The sequence below is a fragment of the Paraburkholderia sp. RL17-373-BIF-A genome (genome assembly GCF_046030175.1).
Lineage (GTDB): Bacteria > Pseudomonadota > Gammaproteobacteria > Burkholderiales > Burkholderiaceae > Paraburkholderia.
Genome location: NZ_JARESO010000005.1, coordinates 185,536 through 208,055 on the forward strand (window position 1 = coordinate 185,536; position 22,520 = coordinate 208,055).

At 64.7% G+C, this 22,520-nt stretch carries 19 protein-coding genes; 7 read left to right on the forward strand and 12 right to left on the reverse strand.

Annotation, left to right across the window (positions count from 1 at the left end):
* Positions 1 to 51: 51 nt before the first annotated feature.
* Both P0D80_RS08290 and P0D80_RS08295 read right to left on the reverse strand, forming a co-directional pair.
* Positions 52 to 936 carry an alpha/beta fold hydrolase gene (locus P0D80_RS08290; RefSeq protein ID WP_132373847.1) on the reverse strand — a complete coding sequence of 295 codons (885 nt, stop codon included), beginning with the start codon at positions 934 to 936 and terminating at the stop codon, positions 52 to 54.
* An 82-nt stretch (positions 937 to 1,018) separates the two neighbouring features.
* Positions 1,019 to 1,921 carry a ferritin-like domain-containing protein gene (locus P0D80_RS08295; protein ID WP_408282724.1) on the reverse strand — a complete coding sequence of 301 codons (903 nt, stop codon included), beginning with the start codon at positions 1,919 to 1,921 and terminating at the stop codon, positions 1,019 to 1,021.
* A gap of 326 nt (positions 1,922 to 2,247) precedes the next feature.
* Between P0D80_RS08295 and P0D80_RS08300 the strand changes: the two genes are divergently transcribed.
* The 3 genes from P0D80_RS08300 to P0D80_RS08310 all read left to right on the forward strand — a co-directional run bounded on the left by P0D80_RS08300 (position 2,248) and on the right by P0D80_RS08310 (position 4,370).
* Entirely contained in the window at positions 2,248 to 2,772 is a 525-nt protein-coding gene (locus P0D80_RS08300; protein ID WP_132373845.1) for a gamma carbonic anhydrase family protein, read from the forward strand.
* Between the two features lie 62 nt (positions 2,773 to 2,834).
* Positions 2,835 to 3,785 (forward strand): Hsp33 family molecular chaperone HslO, encoded by a 951-nt coding sequence (hslO, locus tag P0D80_RS08305; RefSeq protein ID WP_132373844.1) that lies wholly within the window; start codon positions 2,835 to 2,837, stop codon positions 3,783 to 3,785.
* Between the two features lie 195 nt (positions 3,786 to 3,980).
* Entirely contained in the window at positions 3,981 to 4,370 is a 390-nt protein-coding gene (locus P0D80_RS08310) for a hypothetical protein (protein WP_408175869.1), read from the forward strand.
* A gap of 133 nt (positions 4,371 to 4,503) precedes the next feature.
* On the opposite strand, the gene ftsB is transcribed toward P0D80_RS08310, so the two are convergent.
* From ftsB to P0D80_RS08360, 10 genes are all read right to left on the reverse strand, one after another.
* On the reverse strand, positions 4,504 to 4,941 hold the full coding sequence (gene ftsB / locus P0D80_RS08315; RefSeq protein ID WP_408251319.1) for a cell division protein FtsB: 438 nt from the start codon (positions 4,939 to 4,941) through the stop codon (positions 4,504 to 4,506).
* A gap of 107 nt (positions 4,942 to 5,048) precedes the next feature.
* A complete protein-coding gene (gene eno, locus P0D80_RS08320; protein ID WP_054038196.1) occupies positions 5,049 to 6,332 on the reverse strand; it encodes a phosphopyruvate hydratase in 1,284 nt (427 codons plus the stop codon).
* 176 nt (positions 6,333 to 6,508) lie between these two features.
* Positions 6,509 to 7,363 carry a 3-deoxy-8-phosphooctulonate synthase gene (gene kdsA, locus P0D80_RS08325; RefSeq protein ID WP_091792904.1) on the reverse strand — a complete coding sequence of 285 codons (855 nt, stop codon included), beginning with the start codon at positions 7,361 to 7,363 and terminating at the stop codon, positions 6,509 to 6,511.
* Positions 7,360 to 9,033 (reverse strand): CTP synthase, encoded by a 1,674-nt coding sequence (gene pyrG / locus P0D80_RS08330; protein ID WP_342960367.1) that lies wholly within the window; start codon positions 9,031 to 9,033, stop codon positions 7,360 to 7,362. Before pyrG ends, kdsA begins: the two co-directional genes overlap by 4 nt.
* A gap of 140 nt (positions 9,034 to 9,173) precedes the next feature.
* A complete protein-coding gene (locus tag P0D80_RS08335; protein WP_132373839.1) occupies positions 9,174 to 9,977 on the reverse strand; it encodes an alpha/beta fold hydrolase in 804 nt (267 codons plus the stop codon).
* A gap of 117 nt (positions 9,978 to 10,094) precedes the next feature.
* The gene (locus tag P0D80_RS08340; RefSeq protein WP_408282728.1) at positions 10,095 to 12,818 is read right to left on the reverse strand and encodes a DNA internalization-related competence protein ComEC/Rec2; all 2,724 of its coding nucleotides are present in this window, start codon (positions 12,816 to 12,818) and stop codon (positions 10,095 to 10,097) included.
* 111 nt (positions 12,819 to 12,929) lie between these two features.
* Complete coding sequence (locus P0D80_RS08345) at positions 12,930 to 13,718, reverse strand: TatD family hydrolase (RefSeq protein WP_408282729.1); 789 nt, start codon at positions 13,716 to 13,718, stop codon at positions 12,930 to 12,932.
* A gap of 56 nt (positions 13,719 to 13,774) precedes the next feature.
* On the reverse strand, positions 13,775 to 14,518 hold the full coding sequence (lolD, locus tag P0D80_RS08350) for a lipoprotein-releasing ABC transporter ATP-binding protein LolD (protein ID WP_106279458.1): 744 nt from the start codon (positions 14,516 to 14,518) through the stop codon (positions 13,775 to 13,777).
* Positions 14,511 to 15,764 (reverse strand): lipoprotein-releasing ABC transporter permease subunit, encoded by a 1,254-nt coding sequence (locus P0D80_RS08355; protein ID WP_132373836.1) that lies wholly within the window; start codon positions 15,762 to 15,764, stop codon positions 14,511 to 14,513. Before P0D80_RS08355 ends, lolD begins: the two co-directional genes overlap by 8 nt.
* Positions 15,765 to 16,140: 376 nt before the next feature.
* The gene (locus P0D80_RS08360; RefSeq protein ID WP_132373835.1) at positions 16,141 to 16,386 is read right to left on the reverse strand and encodes a hypothetical protein; all 246 of its coding nucleotides are present in this window, start codon (positions 16,384 to 16,386) and stop codon (positions 16,141 to 16,143) included.
* 145 nt (positions 16,387 to 16,531) lie between these two features.
* Between P0D80_RS08360 and P0D80_RS08365 the strand changes: the two genes are divergently transcribed.
* From P0D80_RS08365 to lysS, 4 genes are all read left to right on the forward strand, one after another.
* Entirely contained in the window at positions 16,532 to 17,650 is a 1,119-nt protein-coding gene (locus P0D80_RS08365) for a regulator (RefSeq protein ID WP_408282733.1), read from the forward strand.
* 28 nt (positions 17,651 to 17,678) lie between these two features.
* The gene (gene recJ / locus P0D80_RS08370; RefSeq protein WP_408282735.1) at positions 17,679 to 19,385 is read left to right on the forward strand and encodes a single-stranded-DNA-specific exonuclease RecJ; all 1,707 of its coding nucleotides are present in this window, start codon (positions 17,679 to 17,681) and stop codon (positions 19,383 to 19,385) included.
* Positions 19,386 to 19,564: 179 nt separating this feature from the next.
* A protein-coding gene (gene prfB / locus P0D80_RS08375; protein ID WP_132373832.1) for a peptide chain release factor 2 occupies positions 19,565 to 20,669 on the forward strand; the annotation gives its coding sequence in 2 pieces (ribosomal slippage) (positions 19,565 to 19,645 and positions 19,647 to 20,669; 1,104 coding nt in all).
* 122 nt (positions 20,670 to 20,791) lie between these two features.
* On the forward strand, positions 20,792 to 22,378 hold the full coding sequence (lysS, locus tag P0D80_RS08380; RefSeq protein WP_408283002.1) for a lysine--tRNA ligase: 1,587 nt from the start codon (positions 20,792 to 20,794) through the stop codon (positions 22,376 to 22,378).
* Positions 22,379 to 22,520: the final 142 nt, after the last annotated feature.

Here is a 22,520-nt window from a genome sequence, read left to right on the forward strand (position 1 = left end):
AACGGACGTCCCGAAGGTAGCCCCTCGGGAACCCTCAAACTTTTTTAAGCCCTACGCGCAGAATCCCTCGATCAGCGCGGCCACCTGCTCCGGCTGGTCGTGATGCACCATGTGCCCCGCTTCGTCGATGATCTTCTCGCGCCAGTCGGGGAACGCCTGAAAGCGCGCCTTGAATTCGTCGAGAGGAATCTCGCCGGCGATCCGCGCGAGCGTCGGCGAATTGGCGGCCTCCACGTGCAGGACCTTCGCGCTCACCTTGCGCCACGTCGCCATCACTTCGTCGAGACGGTACAGCGCCGGGCCGCGCAGCTTGTGCGCGGGATCGGCGAGCAGCATGTAGCGCCCTTCGCCGTCCGGCTTCGACCAGTGCTGCGCGAGAAATTGCGCGCGCTTCGGGTCGAGCCGCGGATTGGTCTTGATCAGGCGCGCGGCGACGTCGTCGAGCGACGCGTAGCGCTTCAATTGCGGCGGATCACGCAATTCATCGAGCCAGGTGCGCAGGCGCTTGGGCGCTTGTGCCGAGTGCGACGGCGCGAGTCCGAAGCCTTCCAGGTCGACCACCCGCCGCACCCGCTCCGGCCGCACGCCCGCATACACGCACGCGATGTTCGCGCCCATGCTGTGGCCAACCAGATTCACTTCGCCGGTCGGCGCGTAGTGGTCGAGCAAGGCGTCGAGGTCGGCCACGTAGTCCTGAATCCAGTAGTTGCCGCCGCCGCGTTCCGCCACCGGCCAGTCCGACAGGCCGAAGCCGCGCATGTCGGGCGCCAGCACCTGCCAGTCGCCGCCCAGCGCGTCGACGACGAACTGGAACGAGGCGGCCACGTCCATCCAGCCGTGCAGCATGAAGAGCATCGGGGCGTCGGGGTTGCCCCAGCGCCGCACATGCAAGCGGATGCCGCGCACCGCGACGAATTCAGACTGCGAAGTGTTCATGAACGGCACGCCAAAAAAGAATGATCGTTCGATTATAACGAGATAGCCCGCCGATGCGCGGGGTCGGGTGGTGAAGGAAGTCTCAGTCGCCGGCGGACGGCGGCTGCGCTTCCGGCGCATCGAGGCCCGCCAGGGCTGCCAGAGCGGCCAGTTCGGCTTCGTCGAAACCGGCGTCGCGGCGCGCCTCGAAATTGAACGGCCCACGTAATTTCGGTGCGTGATACTGGTCGGCGAGGCGCGTGTAAGTCTCGTGAGGGTCGAGGCCGCTGCCGTCGCACAGATGGCGGAACCAGCGATTGCCGATCAGCACGTGGCCGATTTCGTCGCGCAGGATCACGTCGAGAATCGCCGCCGACGCCTGATCGCCAGCCTGCAGCAGGCGCGCGCGGATCGGCGGCGAGGCGTCGAGGCCGCGGGCTTCGAGCGTGCGCGGCACCAGCGCCATGCGCGCCAGCACGTCGCCGCGCGTGCGCTCGCACATGTCCCACAGACCGTCGTGCGCCGGAAAATCGCCGTAGACGTGGCCGTATTCGGCGAGGCGCGCGGTCAGCAGCGAGAAGTGATAGGCCTCTTCGGCGGCAACTTTGAGCCAGTCGGTATAGAACGCGGCGGGCATGCCGCCGAAGCGCCAGACCGCGTCGAGCGCGAGATTGATGGCGTTGAATTCGATGTGCGCGAGTGCGTGCAGCAGAACCGCGCGCCCTTGCGGCGCTTGCATGCTGCGCCGCTTCAAACCGCGCGGATCGACCAGTTCGGGCCGCGCGGGACGGCCCGGCAGGCCAGCCGGTTCGTCGAGTTCGAGGTCCGCGGCGCATGCCATGCTGCCGTCGAGCACCGCGGCGTAGAGCGCGCGGGCCGCGGCGGCCTTGGCGGCCGGATCGGCTTCGCGCAATGCGGCGAGCGCTGCGGTGCGCGCGCAAGGGGCCTCGCACCCGGTTTCAGTGGCCGGTGAATGACGCGAAACGGACGAAACAGCGGACATCATGGCAAGCGGATCGGCAAGGGAAGCTATGAAGGAAGCCAACAACGGCATGGCTAAGGAAATGGCAAAGCCGGCGGCAACCGACGCTTTGGCATACTGCCGTCAAAAGCACGCGCCGCAACCGCGCGGCCGGCAGCCTGACCAACGAAGCGGCGAACGCCCCTGCGGCCAGACCAAGCGGCCCAACCACACAACCGTTTACAATACTCGATTCGACCATCCAACGCGCCCGATGCGCCGGCGAGGCGCGACAACCCGGCGTGGCAAGACGTTTCGGGCAGTTCGGCGCAATGTCCGGCACGCGCAGTGACCGATCAAGAGGAGACACCGTGACCATTTACAAGCTTGGCGAAGCCGCCCCGACCATCCATGAAAGCGTCTTCGTCGCCGATTCGGCGAGCATCATCGGCAACGTGACGCTCGGGGAGAACGCCAGCGTCTGGTTCGGCGCGACGATTCGTGGCGACAACGAGCCGATCACCATCGGCGCCGGCAGCAACGTGCAGGAAAACGCCGTGCTGCACACCGACCCCGGTTTTCCGCTGACGATCGAGCCCAATGTGACGGTCGGCCACCAGGTCATGCTGCACGGCTGCACGATCAAGGAAGGCTCGTTGATCGGAATTCAAGCGGTGGTCTTGAATGGAGCGGTAATCGGCCGCAACTGTCTGGTCGGAGCGGGCGCCGTCGTCACCGAGGGCAAGGTATTTCCCGACAATTCGCTGATTCTCGGCGCGCCCGCCAAGGTGGTGCGCGAACTGACCGAGACGGATATCGCCAACATGCAGCGCGGCGCGGCAACCTATGCCGAGCGCCGCGACTATTACAAGGCGCAGCTCGTGCGCATCGGCTAATCAGCCGGAGCGCGCGGCGCGCGGCGCGGCATTACGCTGCGTCATTCGACCGAGGAAAAGTTGTGAGCGACCAGTTGCAAAAATTCATGTTCAGCGCGGCGCCGGTGCGCGGCGAGATCGTTTCCCTGCGCAATACCTGGCAGGAAGTGCTGACGCGCCGCGATTATCCGGCGCCGGTGCGGACGGTTCTGGGCGAAATGATGGCCGCGTGCGCGCTGCTGTCGGCGAATCTCAAGTTCGACGGCACGCTCATCATGCAGATTTTCGGCGATGGCCCGGTCAAGATGCTGGTGGTGCAGTGCAGCTCCGATCTGTCGATGCGCGCGACCGCCAAGCTGTCCGGCGAAGCGGCCAACGTAATCGGCGAGACGACCAGCATGGTCGAGCTGCTGAACGCGAGCGGCCACGGCCGTTGCGTGATCACGCTCGATCCGGCCAACAAGCAGCCCGGTCAGCAGCCCTATCAAAGTATCGTGCCGTTGTCGGGCGTGGACGGCCCGCTCAACTCGATGGCCGAAGTGCTCGAGCACTACATGCATCACTCGGAGCAGCTGGACACGCGCCTGTGGCTCGCGGCGAACACCGAGCGCGCAGTCGGCATGTTGCTGCAAAAATTGCCGGGCGACGGCGGCATCGTCCCCCATCCGGGCGATCTGGACGCGGACACGTGGGAGCGCGTCTGCACGTTGGGCGGCACGCTGTCGCAAGACGAGCTGCTGAAGGAAGAACCGGAAACGGTGTTCCGCCGTCTGTTCTGGCAGGAAAACGTCCAGCATTTCGAACCGGCCACGGCGCGTTTCGAGTGCACGTGTTCGCGCGAAAAAGTCGGCGGCATGCTGAAGATGCTGGGCCGCGAGGAAGTCGACGGCGTGCTCGAAGAGCGCGGCCATGTCGAGATTCATTGCGAGTTCTGCAACCAGCGTTATGAGTTCGATCCGGTCGACGTCGCGCAACTTTTTGTCGCCGAGGCGCTCTCACAAGGTGTGACGCCCGCGGCTGACCAGCGGCACTGAACGGCTCGTTGGCGCGCGGATTCCATGCGCGCCGAGCGGCGGTTTGTCACGTCTGTATTACGGCAGTAAAAATACCGCGCCGCCCGCTGCCTTTTCAGGGCCCGGGCGGCGCAGTATCTTTCATCATTGGGTTGGATCATTGGCGGTGCGCGCGGCGCATGATTTGCTTAGGCATCCGACCGATGGAGATCGGACATGAACTACCCTACTTCGCCGATACCGCTGCTGCGCCGTGCGCGCACGGTCGCTGTGCTGGCTGTCCTCGTCGGTAGTGGCGCGCTTGCGGGCTGCGTGATGGACCCGCCGGGCCCGTCGCCGATTTATAGCCGGCTGCCCGCCGATCAGTCGGGCATGGCCGCCACCGCCCAACCGCTGACGCCTGAAGAACGCCAGCGCTATGACGCGATCGACCATCAAGTGATGGCCGAGCAGAATCAGGCGATGGCCGCTGAAAATGCGGCACAGGCGTGGTCGCGTTACTACGCGCCGCCTGTCAGCGTGTACGGCAGCTATTACGGCGGTGGATGGGGACACGGCTGGGGTACAGGTGTCGGCATCGGTTACGGGCCGTACTGGGGCTGGTAGGCGGCGGCAAACTCACGCACGCGGCGAGAATCCAGGTTCGACGGGCGGCGGCGAGCCCAAAGAAAAAGGCACGGTTCTCACCGTGCCTTTTTTGCATCCTTCGTACTGAACCGTTGTTGCGCTACGGCGAAGCTCAATGCGCAGGCTTCTTGTCTTTCTCAGCAGCCGCTTTACCACCGTGCTTGCGATCCGGCTTCGCGCGCGACTCCGGATTCGGTACCACGTGCAGCGGCGCGGTGGACATCTCACCACGCGTGGACGTCGTAACCGAAGGCGTGTTCGCCGTCGGCAACGGCGCATTTGGCGAGACGAACTGCACGAACACTTCGCTGTCCTTCACCATGCCCATTTCATAACGCGCCCGCTCTTCGACTGCGGCCGTGCCGTTCTGCAAATCCTGCACTTCGCCCTGAATGCGTTCGTTGCGCAGTTTCGAATCAGCATTCTTTTGCACTTGCTGCGCCAGTTGCTGCTGCAACTCGTGCACGCGCAACCAACCGCCGTGCCCCCACCAGAGCGGGTACTGGATCAGCGCCAGTAGAACGATCAGGACAGCAGTGACAAGCCGCATGAAGTAAGCACAATAAATACACGCCGCCCTGCGCTATACGCAGGGCGGCGGGGTCAATCAAAAACGAAGGATAACCGGCTCATCGGTCAGCGCTTGCAAACCAGCCATTAGCGCAGATTGTAGAACGCCGACTTGCCCGGGTAGCTGGCGATATCACCGAGGTCTTCTTCGATGCGCAGCAACTGGTTGTACTTCGAGATGCGGTCCGAACGCGACAGCGAGCCCGTCTTGATCTGACCGGCATTCAGGCCGACCGCGATATCCGCGATCGTCGAATCTTCGGTTTCGCCCGAACGGTGCGAGATCACGGCCGTGTAACCGGCGCGCTTGGCCATTTCGATTGCCGCGAAGGTTTCCGTCAACGTGCCGATCTGGTTGATCTTGATCAGGATCGAGTTGGCGATGCCCTTCTCGATGCCTTCCTTCAGGATGCGCGTGTTGGTGACGAACAGGTCGTCGCCCACCAGTTGCACCTTCTTGCCGAGCTTGTCGGTCAGAATCTTCCAGCCGGCCCAGTCACTTTCGTGCATGCCGTCTTCAATCGACACGATCGGGAACTTGTCGGCAAGGTTCGCGAGATAGTCAGCGAATTCCGTCGACGACAGCTGCAGGCCTTCGCCGGCCAGTTGGTACTTGCCGTCGTGGTAGAACTCGCTCGCTGCGCAGTCGAGCGCGAGCAGCACGTCTTCACCGGCGCGGTAGCCGGCTTTCTCGATGGCTTGCAGGATGGTCGACAGGCATTCGTCGTTGCTGCCGAAGTTCGGCGCGAAGCCGCCTTCGTCGCCGACGGCCGTGCTCATGCCGCGGTCCGACAGAATCTTCTTCAGCGCGTGGAACACTTCGGCGCCGCAGCGCAGTGCTTCGCGGAAGGTCGGCTGGCTGACCGGCACGATCATGAATTCCTGGATGTCCAGGCTGTTGTTGGCGTGCGCGCCGCCGTTGACGATGTTCATCATCGGCACCGGCAGTTGCATCGCGCCCGAGCCGCCGAAGTAGCGGTACAGCGGCAGGCCGGCTTCTTCAGCGGCAGCCTTCGCGACGGCCATCGACACAGCCAGCATCGCGTTCGCGCCGAGGCGCGACTTGTTGTCGGTGCCGTCGAGTTCCAGCAGGGTCTTGTCGAGGAAAGCCTGCTCGGAAGCGTCGAGGCCCATGATCGCTTCGGAGATTTCGGTGTTGATGTGCTCGACGGCCTTCAGTACGCCCTTGCCGCCGTAACGGCCGGCTTCGCCATCGCGCAGTTCGATCGCTTCACGCGAACCCGTCGACGCGCCCGACGGCACCGCTGCGCGGCCCATCGTGCCAGACTCGAGCAGCACGTCGCATTCGACGGTGGGGTTGCCTCGCGAATCGAGAATCTCTCGACCGATGATATCTACGATAGCACTCATGGTTTCCTCAAGAAATGACGTTGAATTCTTTACTGTGACACTGTACCTGGCACAGCCGGTCTCCCCGGCAAACTACCTGCGCGCCGATACGTTCGACGACCATTGCGTGCATTCGCCGCGTGCTCACGACCAGGTCCATTATGCAAAGCTCTCGTGACACGCGGTGAACACCTGAATCAGTTGAAATCGCTTTCGAGGAACGGCGCGCGCTTGACGGCCTGATCGAGCGTAACCAGCGTCTCGAGCAGATCGGCCATGCGATGCAGCGGCACGGCGTTCGGACCGTCCGACTTGGCTTCGGCCGGATTCGGGTGCGTCTCCATGAAGAGCCCCGATACGCCCACCGCCACCGCCGCACGCGCCAGCACCGGCACGAATTCACGCTGACCGCCCGAGCTCGTGCCCTGCCCGCCCGGCAACTGCACCGAGTGAGTGGCGTCGAACACGACCGGCGCGTTGGTTTCGCGCATGATCGCGAGCGAACGCATGTCCGACACGAGGTTGTTATAACCGAATGACACGCCACGTTCGCACGCCATGAAGCGGTCTTCCGACAGACCCGCTTCACGCGCGGCATCGCGCGCCTTGTCGATCACGTTCTTCATGTCGTGCGGTGCGAGAAACTGGCCTTTCTTGATGTTGACCGGTTTGCCCGAACGCGCGCACGCGTGAATGAAGTCCGTTTGACGGCACAGGAAAGCCGGCGTTTGCAACACGTCGACCACCGAGGCGACCTGCTCGATCTCATGCTCGGCGTGAACGTCGGTCAGCACCGGCAGACCGAGCTGGCGCTTCACTTCCGACAGGATGCGCAAGCCTTCGTCCATGCCCAGACCGCGGAACGACTTGCCGCTGCTGCGATTGGCTTTGTCGTACGACGATTTGTAGATGAACGGAATGTTCAGCTTCGCGCAGATTTCCTTCAGCCGGCCGGCTGTGTCGATCGTCATCTGTTCGGATTCGACGACACAGGTGCCTGCGATCAGGAAAAACGGCTTGTCGAGCCCGATTTCGAAATCGCCCAGTTTCATGCTTTCTCCCCGACTGCGACCGGCGTGCGCGCCTCGTGATGCGCGAGCGCCGCTTCGACGAACGACTTGAACAGCGGATGGCCGTCACGCGGCGTGGACGTGAATTCCGGGTGGAACTGCACGCCGACGAACCACGGGTGCATGCTGCGCGGCAATTCCATCATTTCCGGCAGATCTTCACTCGGGGTACGGGCGCTGATGATAAGGCCGCCGGCTTCGAGCTGGGGCACGAAGCGGTTATTGACTTCATAACGGTGGCGATGGCGTTCGTTCACGTCCTTGCCATAAATCTCTTCGGCCATGGTACCGGGCTTGATCGGGCAACGTTGCGAACCGAGGCGCATCGTGCCGCCCAGATCCGACTCTTCCGTGCGCTTCTCGACGCGGCCTTCGCGGTCGTACCATTCGGTGATCAGCGCGACCACACGGTTCGGCGTTTCCTGATCGAACTCGGTGCTGTTCGCGTCTTTCAGACCGACCACGTCGCGCGCGAATTCGATCACGGCCAACTGCATGCCGAGGCAGATGCCGAGATACGGCACCTTCGCTTCGCGTGCATAGCGGATCGCCGCAATCTTGCCTTCGGTGCCGCGACGGCCGAAGCCGCCCGGCACGAGCACGGCGTCCAGATGCTTGAGGCTCTCGACGCCTTGCGTCTCGACTTCTTCCGAATCGATGTATTCGATGTTGACCTTGGTCGACGTATGCATCGACGCATGGCGCAGCGCTTCGATCAGCGACTTGTACGACTCGGTCAGATCGACATACTTGCCGACCATGCCGATCGTGACTTCGTGCTTCGGATGCTCCAGCTTCTCGACGAGATCGGACCACATGGACAGATCGGCGGCCTTCGGCGCGAGCTTGAGCTCTTCGCAGATGATCGCGTCCAGACCCTGATCGTGCAGCATCTGCGGAATCTTGTAGATGCTGTCCGCGTCCCACACGGAGATCACGGCGTCTTCCGGCACGTTCGAGAACATGGAGATCTTGGCGCGCTCGTCGTCCGGAATGCGGCGGTCGGCGCGGCACAGCAGCACGTGCGGCGAAATACCGATTTCGCGCAGCTTCTGCACGCTGTGCTGCGTGGGCTTGGTCTTCAGTTCGCCTGCCGTGGCGACCCAGGGCACCAGCGTGAGATGCACGAAGCACGCGCTGTTGCGGCCCATGCGCAGGCTCATCTGACGCGCGGCCTCGAGGAACGGCAGCGATTCGATGTCGCCCACGGTGCCGCCCACTTCGACAATCGCGACGTCCGGTTCACCACACGTCGCGGAAGCCGCGCCGCGTTCGATGAACGCCTGGATTTCATTCGTGATGTGCGGGATGACCTGCACCGTCTTGCCGAGATAATCGCCGCGGCGTTCCTTGCGGATCACCGATTCGTAAATCTGGCCCGTGGTGAAGTTATTGGCCTTGCGCATCTTTGTACTGATGAAGCGCTCGTAGTGGCCGAGGTCGAGGTCCGTCTCCGCTCCGTCTTCCGTCACGAACACTTCGCCGTGTTGAAACGGGCTCATCGTGCCGGGGTCGACATTGATGTAGGGATCGAGCTTGAGGAGGGTGACTTTAAGACCGCGCGATTCGAGGATCGCGGCGAGGGAAGCGGCGGCAATACCCTTGCCGAGGGAAGATACTACGCCGCCGGTGACGAAAACATATTTGGTCATCGCTGGATGCTCGCGGGAAAAACGGATTATACCGTAAAGCAGGGCCCCAACCCCAGCAAAATCCGAGCGAGGTCGGCACGTGCGTATGCCGCGGCGGCGGCCGTTGCCGTGCTTCGATCATGCACCGTTTTCTGCGGCCGTCAGCCGCGCTGCTCCAGTTCATGCAGCATGCTTTGCACGGCGCGTGCGGTTTCGACCGGTTTTTCCATCGGGTAAAGATGACTGCCCTCGATCCATTCCACATGGCCGCCGGTCGCGCGGCGGGTAGCGTCGAGACCAGCCTGGCGGATTTCCTTCGAACGCGTGCCGGCGATGAAGCCCACCGGCACCGGCGCGCCCCGCGCGAGCCGCGAGCCGAGCGTGTGCGGCAAGGTCTTATAGATCTGATATTCGGTGCGGCGGTCGAAGGCCAGCGAGCGCGAGCCGTCGGGCGAAGTCTGCGGAATGCCGAAGTCGATGTAGTCGGAGAGCATGCGCTCATCCCAGCGCGCGAACGCCGGCTTCGAATGGAAATGGCGCCACGCTTCGTCGCGGCTCGCCCATTGAGTCCGCCGCGTGCGAGTGGCCGCCGCGGGCGAGAGCCGCTCGTCGAGGCCGGTCCATTGCGACACGCGCAGCATGCTGCTGCGCCAGCCGGCGATCACCGGCGAATCGAGCATCACCACGCCCCTCACCCACTGCGGCTTCTTGAGCGCGGCCATCAACGACAGATAGCCGCCGAGCGAATGCCCCACCAGCCACACCGGATGCTCGTACGTCCTGCGAATGTCGTCGAGCAACTGTTCGACCAGATGCGGCCAGTCCTGCGTCACCGGAAAGCGCGCGTCGTGGCCGATCCGCTCGATGTAACGCAGTTCATAGTCGTCGGAGAGTTCGGCGAAGATCGTCCGGTAGGTCGACGCCGGAAAGCCATTCGCGTGCGAAAAGTGAATGATGTTTTTCAACTGCGCTATCTCCGTTCTGTTTTTTTGCGTGCGAGTTGTCGTGCACACCTGCGTGCAGTCACCACCCCCGGCGGCGCGTTTCTTCTATCTGTGCGGCCGGCGACTCATCGACGCCCGTCAGCGATCCATCCAGTAGCGTCGCCGCGTGTCGCGATAGCGCTCGAGCGTGAGCATGGCGCTTTTGCCGGCGACGTCGGCATTCGCCTCAGTCTGTGGGCTCACCTCGACGCGTACCGCACCGTCCGCATCGCTGCGCCCGAGTTCGATCTGCCGCGCCTTGTAGCGCTCGAACACACCCGCATTCGGATGACGAAAACGGTTGCGATAGCCTACCTGAAATAGCGCGATAAGCGGGTCGATAGAGTCGAGGAACGGCTCGGTCGACGAAGTCTTGCTGCCGTGATGCGGCACGACCAGCACCTGCGCGCGCAACGCCCCGCGATCACGCGCGAGCAGAACGCGTTCGACGGGCGCTTCGATATCCGCCGTCAGCAAGGCCGTCATGCGTGACGATTCTGCTTGAATGCGGCTAAGCGGCGGGCTCGCGGCGGCGGGCAACGTGCTGACCCGCAACACGCAGCAATGCGAGTTCGGCTTGCCTTGCAGCGGACCGGCGTCCGGCCAGAGCATCGCGAACTCCACGCCGTCCCACTGCCAACGCTGGCCCGCCGCGCACGGCAGCGTGTCGGCGCGGTGCTGCCTCGCGTTCGACCACAGCGCATTCGACGGCGCCAAAGCCGCCACCATTTGATGCACCTCGATCGCGTCCAGCACGGCGGGCGCGCCGCCCGAATGATCGGAGTCGGCGTGACTGATGATCAGCGTGTCGAGCGCCGTCACGCCATGCGCCTGTAGAAACGGCACGACCACCCGCTCGCCGGCGTGAGTCGACTCCGGACCCGGCCCGGTATCGAACAGCAAGGTGTGATGCGCCGTTTCGACCAGCACCGAGGTGCCCTGACCGACATCCAGCGCCGTCAGACGGAAACTGCCGTGCGGCGGCCCGGACGGCGCCGGTATCAGAAGCGGCAGCCATGTCAGCGGCGCGACCCAGCGCAGCGGCCAGCCACGCGGCGCCAGACACCAGAGCACGCCCACTGCCGCCGCGGCCAGCGTCCACGCATCCGGTTGCGGCAGACGCCAGAGCGCCCAGGCGGGACCGGACAGCCTCTGCAAGCCCGCTGCCAGTAGCTCGAGCAAAGCGTGCGCGACGTGCCATGCGTAGGCGTCAAGCGGCGCAGGCAATGCGACGCCGGCCAGCACAGCCGGCGTCACCAGCATGCTTACCCACGGAATCGCGAAGGCATTCGCGAGCGGGCCGATCAGCGGAATCTGCGCGAACCAGTAGACAGTCAACGGCGCGAGCGCGACCGTTACGGCGAATTGCACGTGCGCGGCGCTGCGCAGCCGCTCGCCGGTACTTCGCATGCGGCGGCGCACGCCATCACGCAACCTCGACCATCGGCTCGATGCCTCGCCGCCCTCGCCCGTTTCGTCGCGGTGCTGTCGATGATCCTGCACACGGGGCCGCCCCGACATGGCGAACAGAATCGCCGCCGCCGCGCAGAACGACAACCAGAATCCCGCCGACGCGACCGCCCAAGGATCGATCAGCAGCACGAGCCCCAAGGCCCATGCGAGCACCGCCGAGCGCGCCACATTGCGCCCGCTGATAAAAGCGAGCGCGACGACCCCCGCCATCCACAGCGCGCGCTGCGCCGGCACATTGAAGCCGGCCAACGCAGCATGCAGCGCGGCGAACACCGCGCCGCCCGTGACCGCGACGACTTGCGCGGGCAGCCGCAACGGCCAGTTGCGGCCGACAAATCCGGAGCGCCGCCAGAACGCGCCCGCCAGCCAGCCCGCGAGGCCCGCGACGAAACCGATGTGCAGCCCCGAAATCGCAACCAGATGACTCGTGCCCGTGCCTCGCATCAGCAACCAGTCCGCAGTGCTGACTTCGTCCTGCGCGCCGATGGCGAGCGCCACGACGATCCCGCGGTGCGGCGCGTTGGCTAGCACCGCATCGATCCGTTCGCGCAGTGCGGCGCGCCAGCGGTCCACCGTCACGCCAACGCCGCGCGCATAGCCGCGCAATCGCACGGCATGAGCCGGCGCACTGACATAGCCGGTGGCCCGCACGTTGCGCGCGAGCAGACTCGCCTCGGCATCGCGCACGCCGAAGTTGGCATTGCCATGCGGACGTTTGAGGCGCACCGTCAGCCGCCAGCGTGAGCCGGGTTCGAGCAAAGGCGGCGGCGCATCTTCAGCGATCCACGAGAGTTGGATCACATGTGGGAAAGCGTCGATGGGTGCTTCGGCCGATTCAACGTGGAATAGAAAACGCGCGCCGTTTTCATCGCGTGACGGCAGGCCTTTGATACTGCCGACCACCTCGATATCGCGCCCTTCCCACGCGTTCGGCAAGCTCACCGCGAGACGCATTTCCGCGCGAACGGCTGCATAGCCGAAGCCCACACATAACGCCGCGCACGACACCGCGCTCCAGCCGGCGAATGAACGCACACGCTGGCTGACGCGGATCCGGTCGGTTAGTGCAGTGAGAATTGCCGCGCGTGCATACGTGATGCTCGTGGCCGCAGCCGTCGACTTCGCAGCAGCCGTAGCGCCAGCAGCGGCCGCAGTCGCAAGCATCGCTCCAGCGACCGCGTCATCCCGACCAACGCGAGCACTTCCGCACTCGCCCAAACCCCACACCGCCACCACGACCGCGGCACAAGCAACCACCACCAACCCGCACAACGCCATCCAATCCGGCAGCACCGCCTGCCGTTGCAGCCCGATCACGCCCAACGCAAATCCACACCACCATGCCCGCATCCGACCTCCGCCAGCAATCGCCGGACGACGCAACGCTCGCCGCGCGGGCGTCAGCGAGCCCGCCAGGCGTGGGTATCGCCCGGCGCGAACCACTCAAACCATCGAGTTCAATTATGCAGAGGAAAGTGCGAGCCGCGGCAGCGCGGCGAGCGCGTTAGCCGTTGTGCCTAGGGCGGCCTCGTCGGCGGCCATGCCGCGCAGTTGCGCGAGGCTCGCGCCGATCGCCGGAATCTGCTCCGGCGTATTGCGCTGTTTGTAAATCCACGAAGGCGCGATGTCCGGCGCGTCCGTTTCCACAACCAGCGCGTCGAACGGCAACTGCTCGGCGAGACGGCGGATTTGCCGCGCCCGCTCGAAAGTCAGATTGCCGCCGAAGCCGAGATGCATGCCCTGGTCGATATACGCCTGAGCCTGCTGAAAACTGCCGTTGAATGCATGCGCGATGCCGCGATGAATCTGATGCCGCCGCAGTCCCTTGATCACCTGATCCTGTGATTTGCGCACATGGCAGATCACCGGCAGATCGAACTCACGCGCGAGCTGCAACTGGCCGTTGTAGAAGAATTGCTGACGTGCGTCGTCGAGACCCTCGACAAAATAATCGAGGCCGATCTCGCCGATACCGACAAACAGCGGGTCGTCGAGACTCGCCTCGATTTCCATGCGCAACAGATCGAGGTCACTCTCCTGCGCGCCCGGCGTGAACAACGGATGAATACCGAGCGCATACGCGCCACCGTCGACCCGGTGCGCCAGTTCACGCACCGCCGCGAAATTCTGCCGGCCGATCGCCGGAATCACGATCCGTCCCACGCCCGCGCGCCGCGCCGCCGCCGCGACTTCCGCGCGGTCGGCGTCAAATTCCGAAGCGTCGAGATGACAGTGCGTATCGATCCACATGACGTGCCTCGTTATCGGCGCAAGCGGCGCAGCACCGGCTCGCGACGTCCGGCCATTTAAACCGGCACCGGCGGCTCTTCGTGCAGCACGCCGTCGCGCAGCCGCATGATGCGGTCGCAACGCCCCGCGAGTTCCGGATCGTGCGTGACGATCACGAAGCTCGTATCGAGCGTTTGCGACAGTTCGAGCATCAGGTTGAACACGGTGTCGGCGGTGCCGCCGTCGAGATTGCCGGTCGGTTCGTCGGCCAGCACGCAGGCGGGCTTCGTCACCAGTGCGCGCGCAATCGCGACGCGCTGGCGTTCGCCGCCCGACAACTCGCCCGGACGATGCTTCGCGCGATGGCCCATGCCGACGCGCTCCAGCACCGCGAGCGCTTCGCGGCGCGATGCTTCGGTCGTCATGCGGCGAATCCGCAGCGGCATCGCAACGTTGTCGAGCGCGGTGAACTCCGGCAGCAAATGGTGGAACTGATACACGAAACCCAGCGCGCGATTGCGCAGGTCGTTGCGTTCGCGCTCCGAGAGCTTGGTAAAGGGCTTGCCCATCACCGAAACATGGCCGGCGCTCGGATCGTCGAGGCCGCCAAGCACGTGCAGCAGCGTGCTCTTGCCGGAACCCGACGCGCCGACGATCGCCAGCTTCTCGCCGCGCCGCACGCTCAGTTCCGTGTTGTTGAGCACCGTCACGTTCAGACCGCCCTGCACGAACGACTTGGAAATGCCGGTTGCTTCCAGCACGTAGGGATGCGGCACGGTGTCGGAAGAAGCCATGGATAGGTTTGCGGAACGGTCATTCATAGCGCAGTGCCTCCGCCGGACGGACTTTCGCACCACGCCAGCTCGGGTACAACGTGGCCAGCGCCGACATCGCGAAGGCGATGATGCCGATTCGCGCGACGTCGGCCGGAACCAGTTCGGACGGCAGTTCGCTGATGAAATACACCGACGGCGGCAGGAACTGCACACCGATCAGATGTTCGATCATCGGCACGAGCCATGGAATGCTCCACGCGATCAGGCAGCCGAGCGCGACGCCGGTCGCCGTGCCGATAAAGCCGATCGTCACGCCCTGCACGACGAAAATCTTCATGATCGAGCCGGGCTGCGCGCCGAGCGTACGCAGAATCGCGATGTCGGCCTGCTTGTTGGTCACCGTCATGACGAGCGACGACACCAGATTGAACGCCGCCACCGCGATGATCAGCGTGAGGATGATGAACATCATGCGTTTTTCGATCTGCACCGCCGAGAACCAGGTCTTGTTCTGCTGCGTCCAGTCGCGAATGTATAAATCGCCGGACAGTGTGCGCGCAAGCTGATGCGCGACTTCCGGCGCGCGCTGCATGTCGGTCAGGCGCAGCCGCACGCCGGTCGGCGCGGGCAGCCGGAATAGCGCCTGCGCGTCCTTGATGTTGATCAGTGCGAGCGTGCTGTCGTATTCGTAATGCCCCGACTCGAAGATGCCCACCACCGTGAACTGTTTTAGCCGAGGCAGCATGCCGGCTGGCGTGATGGTGCCTTCGGGCGCGACCAGCGTGATCTTGTCGTCGACCTGCACGCCGAGATTGGTGGCGAGGTCGGCGCCCAGCACGATGCCGAAGTCGCCCGGCTTCAGCGCGTTCAGACTGCCGCCTTTCATCTCCTTACCGATATCGGACACCTCCGGCTCCAGCGACGGCTCGACGCCGCGCAGCGCCACCCCGCTCACCGCGTCCTGGCGCGTGAGCAGCGCCTGCGCTTCGACATACGGCGCCGCACCGATCACTTCCTTGTTCTGGCGCGCTTCCTTGGCGGTCAGCTCCCAGTTGGGCATCGACCCGGTCGGCGAAAAAATTTCGACGTGCGCGAGCACCGACAGCATGCGGTCGCGCACCTCTTTCTGAAAACCGTTCATCACGGACAACACGACGATCAGCGCCGCGACGCCGAGCGCGATGCCCGACATCGACACGAGCGCAATGAAGGAAATGAAGCCGTTACCGGTCGTGCGTTTGCCGGCGCGGGTGTAGCGCCAGCCAATCTGCCATTCGTAGGGAAATTTCAAGCGAATCCTTGTCTGCGTTCTTCGGCTTTGTGCCGCGCACGATGGCGTGAAGCGCCTGCCGTGCGGCCCGAGCGTCGTGATCATTGGTGTCGTTGCGACGCGGATGGTTCCGGTACGGCGTGCCGTAGCGTAGCAATGCGCGCGCCACCGCGGTCCGCGGCTGTCCGGGAGGCGGCCGTTGCTGTCGCCAACATCGCTGCCACCACTAATCAAGCGCGAAGTTTGCCATACAATGCCGCCCGCTCGCGCAAAGGCAGTGTGGACGGGACCTCGAACAGAAACGCCGGCCGCCTGCGGTCAGCTCGGCTCGGCGGCGGCCGTCCTGAACCGGCGCCGCGTCGCCGTGCGCCGCGTTCGGGCACGGCCCCGGTTCCGCCTAACGCAGGTTGTAACGGCCGCGCAGCTCGTTGATGATGCCCGCGGCGGCGCTGTTGGCGGCGTCGCGCACGTCGGCGTCCTTGCGGTCGCGGTGCAGATGGCTGATGTCCCAGTTGCAGCCGCTCTCGTCGTCCACGGTCTCGTGGAAGCCGGTCGGAATCCAGCCGGCCGTGGCCGGGTTCGCATCGAGCGCCTTGACGACCAGCGCTAGCAATTCCTGCTCGGTTTTGAGTTCACGCGACATGCCGGTCTCCCTCGTCATGTGCGCGGTGCCGCCGCGCGCGGCTGTTGCTCCGGCGGCCCGCCGGCGGCGAACCCGGAGGTCCGCTGCCGCCACGCTTCGTCGAGCGGATGCTGATGGTCGGAATACTCGCACTCTTTGCCCTACAATGCGCAGCATCATGCTCGCCAACCGTCTCCATCTTCTCCTGCCCTTCGCGCTGCCCGCCGCAGCGGACGCCTCCACCGCCCTTCACGCCATCCGCAGTCCGGCCCTCGACCGGCTGATCGCGCGCGCGACGCTGGTGGAACGCGTGATCGGCGAAGACTTTCAGCGCACGCTGCCGCACGAGCGCTGGGTGGCACGCCAATTTGGCGCGCTGCCGAGCGGCGCGGCGGCCGCCGACGAAGCGCCGCTCGCGCCGTACATGCTGCGCGCCGACGGCGGCGAACCCGGCAACGCCACATGGGCCTGCGTGCAGCCGGTGCACGTGCGCATCGCGCACGATCATCTGGTGCTGATCGATCCGGCCTCCCTCGATCTGTCCGACGAGGAAGCCGGCGCGCTGCTCGCGGTCGCGCGGCCGCTGATCGAGGAACTCGGCGTGCGTATCGAAGCGCCGCGGCCCGCGCGCTGGTATCTGTCGGGCGACGGCTTCGGCACGCTGGCCGGCGCGTCGCCGTTGCGCGCGAGCGGGCGCAACATCGAAATCTGGCTGCCGCACGAGGCCCATTCCGGCGAGCGTTCGCGCGCGTGGATGAAGCTGCAGAACGAAGTGCAAATGGCGTGGTTCGAGCATCCGATCAACGAAGCGCGCGAGGCGCGCGGCCTGCCGGCCGTCAACTCGATCTGGTTTCACGCGCAGGGCGCGGCGCAACCGGTGCGCAGTCCGTTCGCGCGGGTGCTGTCCGACGCGGCCGCCACGCGCGGCCTTGCGATGACCGCCGGGGTCGCGAACGGTGCGCCGCCGGGCTCGTTCGGCGCGCTGGCGTCGCTCGCGGACAAGGCGAACGGCGCCACGCACGCGGGCGCGAGCATCACGCTGGTCGAACTCGATCCGTTCTCCGCGCCCTACATCCAGCAGGACTGGGCGCGCTGGAACGACGCCTTCGCCGCCATGCAAACAGACTGGTTCGAACCCGCGCTCGCCGCGCTGCAATCCGGCGATCTCGCTGAACTCGGCCTGACCTTGTGCGGCGACACCGGCTCGGTGACGCTCTCGATTACGCGCGGCGACCTGCGCAAATTCTGGCGGCGGCGCGTGCTCGCCTCGCTCTTCATCGAATAATTGATCGAATGACTCACGACCTTTCCGAATGACTCGAATCGTTACGCGCGCCTGCTCTCCTGTCGACGCCGAAGTCCTCACCCGCCACGGCCTGCATCCGGTGCTCGCGCGCCTCTACGCATCGCGCGGCGTGTGCATGCCCGACGAAATCGAAACCGGCCTCGCGCGGCTCGTGCCGCCGGTCGCGCTCAAGGGCTGCGAAGACGCTGCCGCCTTGCTCGCCGACGCGATCCAGAACCAACGCCGCATGCTGGTGGTCGCCGACTACGATTGCGACGGCGCCACTGCCTGCGCGGTCGCGGTGCGCGGCCTGCGCATGTTCGGCGGCCGGATCGAATATCTGGTGCCGAACCGCTTCGAGTACGGCTACGGCCTGACGCCCGAGATCGTCGCGCTGGCTGCGCGCAGCGCGTCGGGCAAACCGGATCTGCTGATCACGGTGGATAACGGCATCGCCAGCGTCGACGGTGTGGAAGCGGCCAATGCGCTCGGCATCGACGTGCTGGTCACCGATCACCACCTGCCCGGCGACGAACTGCCGGCCGCCCGCGCGATCGTCAATCCGAACCAGCCGGGCTGCACGTTCCCGAGCAAGTGCATCGCGGGCGTCGGCGTGATGTTTTATGTGCTGCTGGCATTGCGCGCGGAATTGCGCCGCCGTGGCGCCTTCAACGACGCGTTTCCCGAACCGCGCCTCGACGGCCTGCTCGATCTGGTTGCGCTCGGCACGGTCGCGGACGTCGTCAAGCTCGACGGCAATAACCGCGTGCTGGTCGCGCAAGGCTTGCAGCGCATCCGCAAAGGCAAGATGCAGCCGGGCATCGCCGCGCTCTTTCGCGCCGCCGCGCGCGACGCTCGCAGCGCGTCGGGTTTCGACCTCGGCTTCGCGCTCGGGCCGCGCCTGAACGCGGCGGGCCGCCTGTCGGACATGTCGCTCGGAATCGAATGCCTGACGACCGACGATATCGGCCGCGCTTGGGATCTCGCGCAGCAACTCGACACGATGAACCGCGAACGCCGCGAAATCGAAGCCGGCATGCAGCAGCAGGCGCTCGAAGACCTCTCGGCGATCGACCCTGACGGCGCGACTACCATCACGCTGTTCAATCCCAGCTGGCACCAGGGCGTGATCGGCATTGTAGCGGGGCGGCTGAAGGAGAAGTTCCACCGGCCCTCGTTCACCTTCGCGCTCGCCGACGACAGCGGCCAGACCGTCAAAGGCTCGGGCCGCTCGATCGCGGGTTTCCATCTGCGCGACGCGCTCGATCTGATCTCGAAGCGCGAGCCCGGCCTGATCGTCAAATTCGGCGGCCACGCGATGGCCGCCGGCCTCACGCTCGCCGCCGCCGACGTAGCGCGCTTCACCGCCGCGTTCGAAGCGGTCGGCCGCGAATGGCTGTCCGAGGACGCGCTCTCGCGCACGGTGGAAACCGACGGCGAGTTGGAGGACGCGTATTTCACGCCGCAATTCGTCGAAATGCTCGACGCCGCCGTGTGGGGCCAGGGCTTCCCAGCGCCAGTGTTTTCGGGTGAATTCGACATCGCCTCGCAGGCGCTCGTGAAGGACAAGCACCTGAAGCTGCAACTCGTGCGCGGGCGCCAGCGCTTCAACGCGATCTGGTTCAATCACACCGACACGCTGCCCGCTCGCACCACCGTCGCCTATCGTCTCGCGAGCGACACATGGAACGGTGTATCGCGCGTGCAGCTGATCGTCGAGCACGCCGCGAACTGAGGCGATGCACTGAAGCGGTGAGTCGAAGCCGCCCGGTGCGCCAGGCTGCGGGGCACCGAAAACCTCGAAAAATCTCCGCAAAATCAACCGCAAACACGCGCCGGATCGCTGAACAGCCTCCGGCGCGGCACGCCGATCGGCTATAATTTCCCCTTTTTACGAAGCTATAAAAGATCGACATGGAAGCGGAACGTCTCAACGCGATCGAAGCCTCACTGGCGGACCTGCGCACTCGCGCGGGCGCGCTACGGGGGTATCTTTGACTACGACGACAAAGCACTGCGTCTAATCGAAGTCAACCGGGAACTCGAAGACCCGGACGTCTGGAACGACTCGAAGCACGCCCAGGCCCTCGGCCGGGAGAAGAAGCTGCTCGACGACACCGTCGGCAAACTCACGTCGCTCGATAACGACCTGCGCGACGCGCAGGACCTGTTCGACATGGCCCGCGAAGAAGACGACGAGGAAACACTCCTCGCCTGCGAATCCGACGCGCAAGGCATCGAACAGCGTGTCGCCGACATGGAATTCCGCCGCATGTTCGCGAACCCGGCCGATCCGAACAACGCCTTCCTGGACATTCAGGCCGGCGCCGGCGGCACCGAGGCGTGCGACTGGGCCTCCATGCTGCTGCGCCAGTATCTGCGCTACTGCGAACGCAAAGGCTTCAAGACCGAAGTGCTGGAACAGACCGACGGCGATGTAGCGGGCATCAAGAACGCCACGATCAAGATCGAAGGCGAATACGCGTACGGCTTTTTGCGCACCGAAACCGGCGTGCATCGCCTCGTGCGCAAGTCGCCGTTCGACTCGTCGGGCGGCCGTCATACGTCGTTTTCGTCGGTGTTCGTGTACCCGGAAATCGACGACTCGATCGAAGTCGACATCAACCCGGCCGATCTGCGTATCGACACGTACCGCGCGTCCGGCGCGGGCGGTCAGCACATCAACAAGACCGACTCCGCGGTGCGTATCACGCACATGCCGTCGGGCATCGTCGTGCAGTGCCAGAACGACCGTTCGCAGCACCGTAACCGCGCCGAAGCGATGGCCATGCTGAAATCGCGCCTGTACGAGGCGGAAATCCGCAAGCGTCAGGCCGAGCAGGACAAGCTCGAAGCCGGCAAGACCGATGTGGGCTGGGGTCATCAGATCCGCTCGTACGTGCTGGACAACAGCCGTATCAAGGATCTGCGCACCAACGTCGAAATCAGCAATACCAAGAGCGTGCTCGACGGCGACCTCGATCCGTTCATCAGCGCCAGCCTGAAACAGGGCGTCTAAGCGCAACCGGCGCGGCCTGCCCTTGCAACGCCGCGCCGTATCTTTTTACCGCCTGAGGTTTTTACTGACTGGCCACCCGCATGCGAGCCACTTCCGTGCGGGCCACCGAATACCAAATCATCATGACCGAACCGACCCAGCCGAATGCGGCCCAGCCGAATGTGGCCCAGCCGAATGTGGCCCAGCCGAACGTGGCCCAGCCGAATGTGGCGCCCGAGGTGGACGACAACAAAATCATGGCCGAGCGCCGCGAAAAGCTGCGCGAGCTGCGTGAGCAAGGTGTCGCCTATCCGAACGATTTCCGTCCCACGCATCACGCCGAAGATCTGCAGTCGCAGTACGAGCACGCCGACAAGGAAGCGCTCGAAGCGAATCCGCTCGAAGTCGCGATCGCCGGCCGCATGATGCTCAAGCGCGTGATGGGCAAGGCGAGCTTTGCGACGGTGCGCGACGGTTCGGGTCAGATCCAGTTCTTCATTACGCCCGCCGACGTCGGCCAGGAAACGTACGACGCCTTCAAGAAGTGGGACATGGGCGACATCGTCGCGGCGCGTGGCGTGCTGTTCCGCACCAACAAGGGCGAACTCTCGGTGCGTTGCACGGAACTGCGCCTGCTGTCGAAGTCGCTGCGTCCGCTGCCGGACAAGTTCCATGGCCTGTCGGACCAGGAAATGAAGTATCGCCAGCGCTATGTCGATCTGATCGTCACGCCCGAAACGCGTAAGACTTTCGTTGCGCGCACGAAGGCGATTTCGTCGATCCGCAAGTTCATGGCCGACGCCGACTTCATGGAAGTCGAAACGCCCATGCTGCACCCGATTCCGGGCGGCGCGGCGGCCAAGCCGTTCACCACACACCACAACGCGCTCGACATGCAGATGTTCCTGCGTATCGCGCCGGAGCTGTATCTGAAGCGCCTCGTGGTCGGCGGCTTCGAGCGTGTGTTCGAGATCAACCGTAACTTCCGCAATGAGGGCGTGTCCGTGCGCCACAATCCGGAATTCACGATGATCGAGTTCTACGCCGCGTACACCGATTACAAGTGGTTGATGGACTTCACCGAGCAGTTGATCCGCCAGGCCGCAATCGACTCGCTTGGCACGGCGACGATCACATATCAGGGCCGCGAACTCGATCTGGCGAAGCCGTTCCACCGCCTGACGATCACGCAGGCAATCCAGAAGTACGCGCCGCAATACACGAACGAGCAACTCGCCGACAGCGCTTTCCTGCGCACGGAGTTGAAGAAGTTCGGCGTGGACGCGTCGCAGCCGCAGTTCCTGAACGCGGGCGTCGGTTCGCTGCAACTGGCGCTGTTCGAAGAGACCGCCGAGTCGCAACTGTGGGAGCCGACCTACATCATCGACTACCCGATCGAGGTGTCGCCGCTGGCGCGCGCGTCGGACAAGGTCGACGGCATCACCGAGCGCTTCGAGCTGTTCATCACCGGCCGTGAAATCGCCAACGGCTTCTCGGAGCTGAACGATCCGGAAGACCAGGCGGCCCGCTTCAAGAAGCAGGTCGACCAGAAAGACGCCGGCGACGAGGAAGCGATGTTCTACGACGCGGACTACATTCGCGCGCTTGAATACGGCATGCCGCCGGCCGGCGGTTGCGGCATCGGCATCGATCGTCTGGTGATGATGCTGACCGACAGCCCGAGCATCCGCGACGTGATTCTGTTCCCGCATCTGCGCCGCGAAGACTGAGCGTTGCGTGGTTCGCATCCTGGAGAACGCCCGGCTCGACGCCGGGCGTTTTTCTTGCTGATTCCTTTGAAAGCACACCTGGCGGACGTCTGACGGTTTGTAACCATCGGTAAAAGCTGCGCGCCATGCGAGGATTCCGCCG